Source organism: Terrabacter sp. P5_B1, from assembly GCF_056400505.1.
On the sequence record NZ_JBFULD010000360.1, the window covers coordinates 1 to 4005 of the forward strand.

Annotated in this window: 3 protein-coding genes and 1 pseudogene; 3 read left to right on the forward strand and 1 reads right to left on the reverse strand. The window is 74.3% G+C overall.

Features of this window, described 5'->3' with window-relative positions; all coding sequences use genetic code 11:
- Positions 1-1468: pseudogene (locus AC1DP0_RS19125) on the reverse strand (helicase-associated domain-containing protein); the annotation flags it as partial.
- 92 nt (positions 1469-1560) lie between these two features.
- Between AC1DP0_RS19125 and AC1DP0_RS19130 the strand changes: the two are divergent.
- The 3 genes from AC1DP0_RS19130 to AC1DP0_RS19140 form a co-directional block, all read left to right on the forward strand.
- A complete protein-coding gene (locus AC1DP0_RS19130; protein WP_478087561.1) occupies positions 1561-2502 on the forward strand; it encodes an aldose 1-epimerase family protein in 942 nt (313 codons plus the stop codon).
- 218 nt (positions 2503-2720) lie between these two features.
- Positions 2721-3116, forward strand: a complete 396-nt coding sequence (locus tag AC1DP0_RS19135; protein WP_478087564.1) for a cold-shock protein — start codon at positions 2721-2723, stop codon at positions 3114-3116.
- 4 nt (positions 3117-3120) lie between these two features.
- Positions 3121-4005, forward strand: an 885-nt coding sequence (locus AC1DP0_RS19140; RefSeq protein WP_478087568.1) for a DUF3027 domain-containing protein, incomplete at its 3' end; no start/stop codon positions are given.

Consider the following 4005-nt stretch of genomic DNA (forward strand, 5'->3'; position numbering starts at 1 on the left):
TGAACGAGCCGAGGCCGCCGACGAGCGGCCCGGGTGCGACAGCCGTGAGGTCGGCCTGGACGAGGATGTGGTCGACGGGGGAGGGCAGGTGCGCCGCCATGCAGGCCGCCACGTCGTCGACGGAGTCGGGGGAGGCGAGCAGCGCTCGGCCGGCCTCGGACAGGGCGCCGCGTCCGGTCACCCCGAGCCAGTCCGCCTCGCGGAGGACCGCCTCGACGGCCTCGTCGAGCACCGCTGCGGACCGGTTGGGTCGGCGCCAGGCGAGGCGCTCGCGGAGCGAGCCGCGGTCGGGCGCGCTGCCCTGCTCGAGCGAGGCGAGCTCGCGCAGCACCTCGCGGCGGATGGCCCGGATCGCGGGCCACTGGACGTCCGGGCCGAGCGCGTTGGCGGGTCCGGTGCCGGTGCTCCGACGGCCGACGAGGTGGGGTGCGCGGGTCGAGCCGAGCCAGGCCAGGGCCAGCGTCGCCCACCGGTGCCCGGCCTCGCTCGAGCTCCACTCGTCGATCTCCGACGTGGGAGCCCAGACCGGCACGACCTCGCCGTCGTCGGCGACGAGGCCCGCGGCATACGCCAGCTCGACGACGAAGGCGGTGTGCTCGGGGTCGAGGTCGAGCGCCAGCTGGGTGACCCGGAGGTCACGGACCGACAGGCCACCGGCCCGGAGCACGCGCGGGGGGTCGGCACCCCAGGCGGCGGCGAGCTCGTCGACGTGGGTGAGGCACTCGCTCGCCGCTCCACCCGCGGCGCCGTCGACGAGGGAGACCGTGCGGGACACGATGTCAGGCGGGGTCAGCTCGGTCGACCGGTGCAGGCGTCCCTCCCGCAGCACGAGGCCGACCTCGCGGGGCAGCGCGACGCGGTCGGTCGACACGGGGACGAGCAGGTGGTGCTCGAGGAGCCAGCGGGCTGTCGTCCGTCCGGGCTGCGCKGCCGGCAGGACGCCGAACGCGGGCCCCCACGTCATCCGCTCGAGCATGGCGCGCGAGTCGTCGGGGGCCTCGGCGATGATCGTCCGGATGCGCTCGGGGTCGGCCTGCTCGGGCGGCGCCGACGGGCGCAGCTCGTGCATCGGTGCGCCCAGTCCCGCCACGGCCGTGCCGAGCACCTCGGGCACGGTGCGCACGACGTGCTCGCCGTCGGCGCCGCGCCACAGCAGGGCGGACCGCCACAGGTCCTGCACGATGGTGTCGACGGTCGAGGCGTCGTCGGTGCCGAGCAGGTGCAGCAGCACGCTGCGGTCGGCGGCGTCCCCAGCGACGACGATGGCCTCGAGCACCTGGAGGCGGCCGCGGTCGAGGGCCTCGACGGCGCGCTGCACGCTGGCGCGGGTGCCCGCCCGCGCGGCGAGGCTCGTCAGGTCGGCCGGGGCCGGACGCGCGAGATCCGGGCGCGCGAGCACGAGGTCGATGAGCTCTGCGTCGCCGCGACCGCGGATGTCGTCGGCGAGGCTCCGGCTCGGGGTGGCCATCCGCCCAACCTACTGCCCTGCGGCCGGCGCCCTGCGCACGTATGCCGTGGGCCTGCCCACGCGCGGCCCGCCCGCCCGCTAGCGTTGCGCCCATGAGCGCGCTCTCACCGGCCTCAGGCGCCGGGCCCGCCCCGGCACACCCGACCGGGGAGCAGTGGACCATCGGCCACGGTCCGTTCGAGGCGACTGTCGTCGAGGTGGGCGGTGGCCTGCGCACGCTGACCCGTGACGGCGTCGACCTCGTCGCCGGGTATGCCGCCGACGAGAGCTGTGCCTCCGGTCGTGGGCAGCAGCTCATGCCCTGGCCCAACCGGATCCGCGACGGCCGCTACATCTTCGGCGGCACCGAGCACCAGCTCTCGGTGACCGAGGTCCCGCGCGGCAACGCGAGCCACGGCCTCGTGCGCTGGGCGCTCTGGGAGCTCGTCGAGCTCGAGGACGACCGCGTGACGGTCGGCTACCGCCTTCACCCCCAGCCCGGCTGGGACCACTTCCTCGACCTGCGCACCACCTACCTGCTCGACGACTCGGGTCTCGTCGTCACGGCGGCCGCACGCAACGTCGGCCCGTCGGCCGCACCCTTCGGCTGCGGCGCCCACCCCTACCTCGCGATCGGGGACACGCTGCTGCCCGACGTCGAGCTGCGCGCCCCGGCCGCGACGTGGGTCGAGGTGGACGAGCGGCTGCTCCCCGCGGCGACGCACCCGGTCGACGGCGGCCCCTACGACTTCCGGGTGGCGCACCGCGTCGACGGCGCACGTCTCGACACCGCCTACACCGACGTCCTGCGCGACGAGGACGGCCTGTGGCGCTGCACCGTGGCTGCCGCCGACCGCGCGACCACCCTGTGGGCCGACGCCGCCTTCCCGTGGCTGCAGGTCTTCACAGCCATCGCCGAGGACCGCAAGGGCGAGGTCGGCATCGCCGTCGAGCCGATGACCTGTCCAGCCGACGCCTTCAACTCGGGCGACGGGCTCGTCGTCCTCGAGCCGGGCGAGGAGTGGACGGGCACCTGGGGCATCAGCCCCGCCTGAGGCGCCGCGGGAGCTGGGCACTCGACCTGGCGGGGCGTGGACCCGTGGGGTCGAGTGCCCACTTTCCGGCGTCGGGAACTGGGCATTCGACGTGGGGGTGCCGGGCTCGCGGGACGGGGCAATCCCGTTGCGGTGAGCCGTTAGGCTGGGAGCAGAGCGCAACGAGCGCCATCGAGTCGCGCCGTCGAACGGCGACCGAGATCTGAACGAGGTGGACTGTGCCGACTGGCAAGGTCAGGTTCTACGACGCGGACAAGGGCTTCGGATTCATCTCCGAGGACTCCGGTGCGGACGTCTTCCTGCACGCGAACGCGCTCCCCGAGGGCGTCACGACGCTGAAGAAGGGCGTGCGTGTCGAGTTCGGCATCGTCGAGGGACGCAAGGGCGCCCAGGCGCTGTCGGTCAAGCTGCTCGACCCGGTCCAGTCGGTCGCCGCCAACATGTCCGCGCGCGAACGCAGGACGCCCGAGGAGCTCGTCGTCATCATCGAGGACGTCGTGCAGCTCCTCGACGGCGTCGGCAACGGCTACCGCGCCGGACGCCGCCCCGACCGCAAGCTCGCCTCGAACGTCGCACGAGCCCTGCGCGGCCTCGCCGACGAGCTGGAGAAGTGAGCCGATGACCGTCACCACCCCCAAGACGGACGCCGTGCTGCTGGCCGCGTCCGATCTCGCCCGCAGCGTCCTCGAGGAGGTCGCCGAGCCCGGAACCATCGGAGCCCACCTCGGCATGGACCTGCTCGAGGAGCGCCTCGGCATGCACTGGTTCGAGTGCACGTCGCCGGGCTACCGCGGGTGGCGCTGGGGCGTCAGCGTCGCCCGGGTGCCGCGCGGCAAGGTGGCCACGGTCTGCGAGACCAACCTGCTCCCCGGCGCCGACGCCGTCCTGGCCCCCGAGTGGCTGCCGTATGCCGACCGGCTGGCTCCCGGCGACCTCGGCGCCGGCGACGTGCTGCCCTTCCGCCCCGACGACCCGAACCTCGAGGCGGGCTTCGAGGCCACGGGCGAGGAGGACGTCGACCAGATGGCCTTCTTCGAGCTCGGCCTCGGCCGTCCGCGCGTGCTGTCCGCGGAGGGTCGCGAGTCCGCGGCCTCCCGCTGGTACTTCGGCGACCACGGGCCGGAGTCCGAGGTGGCGGCCAAGGCGACCGAGCACTGCACGACCTGCGGCTACTTCCTGCCCATGGCGGGCGCGCTGCGGGTGACCTTCGGCGTGTGCGCCAACGAGTGGAGCCCGTCCGACGGCCGCGTCGTCTCGCTCGACCACGGCTGCGGGGCGCACTCCGAGACCGACATGGACCACCCGGAGCCGACGTCGGTCGGCGAGCCGATCGTCGACGAGTTCGCCGTCGACCTCGAGCCCACCGAGCGAACCGACGAGCGAACCGACGAGCGAACCGACGAGCGAACCGACGAGCGAACCGACGAGCGAACCGACGAGCGAACCGACGAGGGCCAGCGGCCGAGCGAGGAGCAGCACGGCTCGGACGACCCCGTCACGGAC